Genomic DNA, 6724 nt, shown 5'->3' with positions numbered 1-6724 from the left:
TTGGGCCATTTAAGAGTGCTGATGATTTAATCAAAACCAAACCCTTTGCTGATGGATTATCTAGACAAATCTATCATAACCCCAATGCCTATACGATTGTATATGAAGTTAGAGATGGGAAGTAGGAAATAATAAGATAGGAAGTAGGGGAAATCCTAGAAACTTATCTCCAATACACAAAGCAACGCTTTGGGTATGAGATGGTTACTTTAGGAGGAGAAGCGTTAAAAAAGATAACTGCTTATCTTTTTTAGCTTCGCACGGCGATTGCGTTGTGCGACTATAAGGAGCACAGCAATACGCCCAAAAGCAAGATTTTACATCTTGCGGAATGGTCTTCAGATTCACAACGTGAATCGAATAGAAAGTAATGATTCTTTTCCATAGCCGTGCGACTAGTTATTTTTTCTTATACTAGCTAGAAAGGGGTGCTGGGGGGCTGACTTGCGAAGCGCCCCCCGCTCACCCCTTTAAACCCCTGCTCCCCCTGCACGCCCCCAATGCAATGCAAGATTAAAAAGCGTAGCGGGCTTTGGTTTGAGAGCGGATAAGGTTTCCAAACCTTAGAAACTTATCTCCAACGCACAAGCCTAAGGCTTGGGTATGAGAGGAGAAGCGTAAAAAAAGATAACTGCTTATCTTTTTTAGCTTCGCACGGCGATGTGTTTATGCTCCGATAGGAGCATAGCAGACGCCCTTACTTTAGGAGCGAACAGGAGCTTAGCTCCCGTGAGTGGTCTTCAGATTCGGGCTTTAACCCGAATCGAGTAAAACATAATGAAAACCGAGTAAAAAAATATAAAACTGGGTTGATGGGCAATGATATTTTTATAAAATATTTGCTATAAAAATAATGTCTAAAAAAGGCGAGCTTTTTTGGGTATGAGATTCGATATAATGGATTATTTGCGATGGGATTTCTTATGAGTAGAAAAGAAAAAATCAAACTAACGATTGATCTTTTTAAGGCAATCATTCTTGCCTTATTGACAGGATTATTCGGGATTTTTGGCTATGCCGTAATCCATTATAAAAGTATCGACACGATTCAACTCATAGCCATTATTCTAGGCGTTGGCATTATTGTGCTTGCTTTTTATTTGATTGTGCGTTATATTATTAGACAGCTTGATGAATTGGAGAAAATAGAATGATGGGGATTATCGCTGCACTCATTGCATTATTGGCGTTCTTTGGCTCGATTGTTTATGCTATCAGGGCTTTTGAAAAAAATCAAAATCACAAAAAGGCATAACATCTCGGGCGGGTCAAAGAGCTTTTTTAGCAATGTTGCAAGATTTCAAATCTTGCGTAGTGGTCTTCAGGTTTGGATTTTAAAATCCAAACCGAGTAGGATAATAACCCCAAACCGAATTTATATTAATCGATAACCAATAGTTTGTCTAAAATGCTTGGGAGCATAGTAGTTTAATCTATCATTATCCACAAGACCAAATGGGCTATCAAAAGAACTCAATACAAAATTTTCTAGTCGCATATCTCGTTCATAATTGAGCAATACAAAATCCCCAAGCCATTTGTTTGAGCCGTTTTGAGATGGGTTTTTGATGGGTGTGATGACATCATAGGGTATCCAGCCTTGAGCGGAATAAACCTCTGCTTTGGAGACAAAAGAGACATTTTGCCCGCTGAGTTCCAGCCCAAAAGCCTCTCTAGCAGGGATGCCACAAGCCCGGCTCAAAGACACAAACAGCGTCGTAGCACTGATGTTTTTGCCCGATAAAATGACTTTGGCGTCTTTGGTCTGTATTTTTCTGATCCCACGCGTGTTTTTGGCATTTTCATAATCAAGATTGTTTGTAATCCAAGCATAGATGTTTTGGGCTGTTTTTTGGTGATCGTTTGCTTTGAGCTTGGAAGCAATCTCGGCAATCAGCCCATCTGTGCGGATGTAGCGTGTTGGCTTGATAAAATCTTTTAGATCTTCTTGAGGCGTGCTTGGTGTTGGGGCATTGCGCGGTGTTAGCAAAACATCGAGCGCAATAGAAATATTTTTTGACTTTTTTGCTTGATTGTATTGGGCAAACACGATGGGTGTTGCATTTTGGGTAATGGTTTTGTAACTATTATAATTGCCGTTTATTCGGATATGGCTGGGTTGTTGGAAGCTTGATGTTAGAGGCATTGGAATCCATAGTTTGACTTCTTTGGCGGAGTCAAAATTGATTTGATAGCTAAAATTTAGTGAAATTTTTTTTGATGTTGGCACACTCGCACCCAATAGGCTCGAACCCATCAAAACGCCTGTGCCTAAGATACTCGTTTTTATAAAATCTCTGCGTTCCATAAATTGTCCTTTTATATTCATTTTTTATTCGATTCAGTTTTTGCAAACTGAATCGCAAGACCACTCCAACAGGCAAAGCCCGTTTTCGTTCCTAAATGCTTTAAGCTTTTTAATCGCAAAAGAAAAGAGGTTTAATCCTCCCCTAACCCCTCCTTTAACCCACGAAAAGAATAAGCGCCGCTTTTCTTTTCGGCAAACAAAGGAGGGGAAGTCGCTTGCTTGTGTCTCCTTGCGAAAAATCGGCGGGCGCACTTCAACGCCCTTGTTTCCGATTTTTCACAGCACACAAGCGCGACAAAGGCAAGCAGTTCAGAACTGCTAGCAAACCCAGCTTACTACGCCCTGTCATCTCGCCCACTAAGGGGGCGTGACGGGGGTAGGGGTTTAAGGGGTCTAGGGGGGCGGTCTTCGCAATTCTAAGCCCCCCTGACCCCTTTCTAGCTAGTATGAGAAACAATAACTAGAAAACACTGCTATGGAAAAAACATTATGCCTACTCAATTCAGTTTTGAAAAACTGAATTCTCTTGACCATTCCGCAGAGTAAAACTCTGCTGCATTCCTAAAGAATAGGGTTATAACGGCGTGCGTTGCACTTCGTTATAAACCCAGTTTTATAGGTTTTACTCGGTTTGTTTTGCAAACAAACCTGAAGACCACTTCGCAAGATGTGAAATCTTGCTTCGTTCCTAAAGAATAGGGTTATAACGGCGTGCGTTGCACTTCGTTATAAACCCAGTTTTATAGGTTTTACTCGGTTTGTTTTGCAAACAAACCTGAAGACCACTTCGCAAGATGTGAAATCTTGCTGCGTTCCTAAAGAATAGGGTTATAACGGCGTGCGTTGCACTTCGTTATCAACCCGTTTTCTAAGGTTTCTGCTTTTAAATCACTTTCAAACCCAGCCAGCTCACGCTTTGCCATCTTGACCGCCACCTGATGGTGTTAAGTGGTTTTTTTGACTTACCCAAACATTGAGCGGACGTTGTAACTCTAAACCCCTTATTATGTGCTTCATAACCCTCAAAGCACCAGTTCAGCTACTCGCTTGCCATAAGCAGGATCGGCTTTTGTAAAATGCTCGATCTGGCGTTTTTTGACATCAACACTCACGCCATCCATCGCTGCTTTGATATTTTGGCAAAGCCTTTCTTTTTCCTCCGCATTCATCAAACGATAGAGATCGCCAGGCTGTGTGTAATAGTCGTTATCTATTTCTCGGTAGTTGTAGTCATAGATTTCTGTTTCTTTTTCCAGCTTGCTAAGATCGAGTTTAGGCTCTCGGGCATTGGGATCTTCTTGGTAGCCTGGGAGCGAGCTTGGATTGTAGTTTATCATCGCACCATAGCTACCATTTTGCATATACCCATCCCGTGAAGTTGTGTGGAATGGGCATTTAGGCGCATTCACAGGCAATTGGGTGTGATTAATCCCTAATCGATAGCGCTGGGTATCGCCATAGGAAAATAGCCTGCCTTGAAGCATTCTATCGGGGCTATAACCGATTCCTGGCACGATGTTTGCGGGGTTGAAAGCAGCTTGCTCAACTTCAGCAAAATAATTTTCAGGATTTTTGTTAAGCTCGACAATGCCGACTTCGATGAGGGGATAATCTTTTTGACTCCAGGTTTTTGTCAAATCAAATGGATGAAAACGATAGGTTTTTGCTTCCGCTTCAGGCATTATCTGCACGCACATTCGCCATCTTGGGAAATTGCCATTTTGTATATTTTCAAACAAATCCCTTTGGTTGGATTCCCGATCTTTAGCGATCACTGCAGCTGCTTCTTCGTTGGTGAGATTTTGTATGCCTTGCATTGTTTTTAGATGGAATTTGACCCAAAATCGCTCGTTTTTGGCATTGATGAAGCTAAATGTATGGCTACCAAATCCGTGCATATGGCGGAAGCTTTTGGGAATGCCCCGATCGCTCATCGTGATGGTAACTTGATGGAGAGATTCGGGGTGCAAGCTCCAAAAATCCCACGCATTTTGCGCACTGCGGAGATTTGTTTTTGGGTCGCGCTTTTGGGTGTGGATAAAATCTGGGAATTTGAGGGGATCACGCACAAAAAATACAGGGGTGTTGTTGCCGACAAGATCCCAATTCCCTTCTTCTGTGTAGTATTTCATCGCAAAACCTCTAGGGTCTCTTTCGGCATCGGCAGCGCCACGTTCGCCTGCAACGGTGGAAAACCTAAAAAAACACGGGGTTTTCTTGCCGATTTTACTAAAAATCTTTGCTTTGGTGTATTTGGTAATATCTCCTGTAACCGTGAATGTCCCATAAGCGCCACTTCCTTTGGCGTGCACGACCCTTTCTGGGATACGTTCTCTATCAAAATGGGCTAATTTTTCCAAAAACCACGTATTTTGCAAAAGTAAAGGTCCTCTTGGTCCTACGCTAAGTGAGTCTTGGTTGTTGCCAATGGGTGTTCCGGTTGCGTTTGTCAATGTAACATTTTTCATCGTATGTCCTTTTTTGATTTTTGATACAGATTCATTTTAGATAAAAATTATAAATGGATAAAAAATATCAATTAAATTATTTTCGTTTTCTAAGTCAAACTTTAAGTGATATGCTTTATAATCCTGTCAATACAAACTTATACTTTTTAGGGATGGAACAAAATGCGAGGATTCAAGATTTTTACCGGGAGTGCGCATCCAGAGTTTAGCAAAGAGTTGGCAAAACATCTTGATGCGGTGGTTTCAAAAGCAACACTCAATCGCTTCAGCGATGGGGAGATCAATGCCCAAATCAGCGAATCGGTGCGGGGCAAAGATGTGTTTATCATCCAGCCAACGTGCGCCCCTGTGAATGATAGTTTGATGGAGCTTTTGATAATGACGGATGCGTTTAGGCGGAGTTCAGCCAACTCTATCAATGCGGTTATCCCGTATTTTGGCTATGCCAGACAAGACAGAAAGGCAGCCCCTCGCGTGCCTATCACGGCGAAGCTTGTGGCAAATCTCATACAAAGTGCGGGGGTGGATCGGGTCATCACGATGGATTTGCACGCTGGTCAGATTCAAGGGTTTTTTGATGTGCCGGTGGATAATCTTTATGGTTCGATTGTTTTTAGGGATTATGTGCGTTCCAAAAAGCTAAAAAATCCCATCATTGCTAGCCCTGATATTGGCGGGGTTTCACGGGCGAGGTATTTTGCCAATCAGCTAGGGCTTGATTTAGTTATCGTGGATAAAAAGCGTGAAAAGGCAAATGTCAGCGAGGTAATGAATATCATCGGGGATGTCGATGGCAAGGATATTATCTTGGTTGATGATATGATCGATACGGCTGGGACGATGTGTAAGGCAGCAGATGTTTTGAAAGCCAAAGGGGCGCATTCGGTGATGGCTTTGGGAACGCACCCCGTCCTTAGCGGTCCAGCGATTGAGCGGATCGAAAAAAGTGCGTTAGATGAAGTGGTCGTGAGCAATTCGATCCCACTGCGCCAACAATGCTCGAAGATAACGGTTTTGAGTGTCGCCCCGTTGTTTGCTGAAGTTATTAGAAGAATTTATCATAATGAAAGTGTAAATTCTCTTTTTATATAGGATGGATATGATTTTAGAACACGAAATCCCGCAAGGGACAAAATTGCATTTTGGGCTTTCTGCCAAGATCAAACGCAAAATAGAAAATCTTGCTTGCGAGGTTTTTTATCAAAATGGTTTTGAAGAAATCCTCACGCCGTTTTTTGTCTATCTCGAACATCAAAAAAATTTTTCAAACCGCGATATTATCCGCTTGAGTTCTCAAAACAACCATCAAATATCGCTCCGCTACGATAGCACCATTGATGCGATTCGTATCATCACCAAGCGTTTGGGTAGGGCGACCGATCAAAAAAAATGGTTTTATATCCAGCCCGTTTTTAGCTACCCTACCAATGAAATCCATCAGATCGGGGCAGAATGCTTGGACGCTAGCGAGCTTCCAGAATTGCTTGGTTTGAGTGCAGTGATGATGCGTAAGCTTGAAATCGCACCTATTTTGCAGATTTCAAATGTGAAGATTTTGCAATTGTGCGCACGTGATTTGGGCGTGGATATGCAGACATTTAGAAGAATGCAGGTCGAAGATATTTTAAAATCAGCGAGCTATTTGGCGGATTTGCTAAAAGTCCAAACGAGAGAAGATCTCGAAAGTTTTGCTAAAAAAGCCCCAGAATTTTTAAAAGGAGCGCTTGAGGCGATGTCAGCAAGTGCGAGTTATTGTAATTATGAAAAGACGATTTTTTCCCCGCTTGATTTTGCTCCCGTTGATTATTATAATGATTTGGTTTTTAGGATGTTTGCGGGTAATCATACCTTTCTTTTGGGTGGGAAATACACGATTGAGGGGACAGAGTCGTGCGGTTTTGGGATTTATACCGATGATGTGGTTGATTATTTGATAAAAATAAGCTAA

5 protein-coding genes are annotated in these 6724 nt (G+C 42.1%); 3 read left to right on the top strand and 2 right to left on the bottom strand.

Annotated features, from left to right (window positions below):
- Positions 1 to 923: 923 nt before the first annotated feature.
- Positions 924 to 1154 (top strand): hypothetical protein, encoded by a 231-nt coding sequence (locus tag BJI48_RS07825; RefSeq protein WP_143428787.1) that lies wholly within the window; start codon positions 924 to 926, stop codon positions 1152 to 1154.
- A 221-nt stretch (positions 1155 to 1375) separates the two neighbouring features.
- On the opposite strand, the gene BJI48_RS07820 is transcribed toward BJI48_RS07825, so the two are convergent.
- Entirely contained in the window at positions 1376 to 2308 is a 933-nt protein-coding gene (locus tag BJI48_RS07820; RefSeq protein ID WP_180763092.1) for a transglutaminase domain-containing protein, read from the bottom strand.
- A 1022-nt stretch (positions 2309 to 3330) separates the two neighbouring features.
- On the bottom strand, positions 3331 to 4776 hold the full coding sequence (locus tag BJI48_RS07815; protein WP_095333717.1) for a catalase: 1446 nt from the start codon (positions 4774 to 4776) through the stop codon (positions 3331 to 3333).
- A gap of 162 nt (positions 4777 to 4938) precedes the next feature.
- On the opposite strand from BJI48_RS07815, the gene BJI48_RS07810 reads away from it, so the two are divergent.
- Both BJI48_RS07810 and BJI48_RS07805 read left to right on the top strand, forming a co-directional pair.
- Positions 4939 to 5868, top strand: a complete 930-nt coding sequence (locus BJI48_RS07810; protein ID WP_095333713.1) for a ribose-phosphate pyrophosphokinase — start codon at positions 4939 to 4941, stop codon at positions 5866 to 5868.
- A 7-nt stretch (positions 5869 to 5875) separates the two neighbouring features.
- Positions 5876 to 6724 carry an ATP phosphoribosyltransferase regulatory subunit gene (locus tag BJI48_RS07805; protein ID WP_095333710.1) on the top strand — a complete coding sequence of 283 codons (849 nt, stop codon included), beginning with the start codon at positions 5876 to 5878 and terminating at the stop codon, positions 6722 to 6724.

This window comes from Helicobacter sp. 11S02596-1 (assembly GCF_002272825.1).
GTDB lineage: Bacteria > Campylobacterota > Campylobacteria > Campylobacterales > Helicobacteraceae > Helicobacter_J.
Note: the sequence above shows the minus strand (reverse complement) of the source record. Positions and strands in the feature narration are given on the sequence as shown.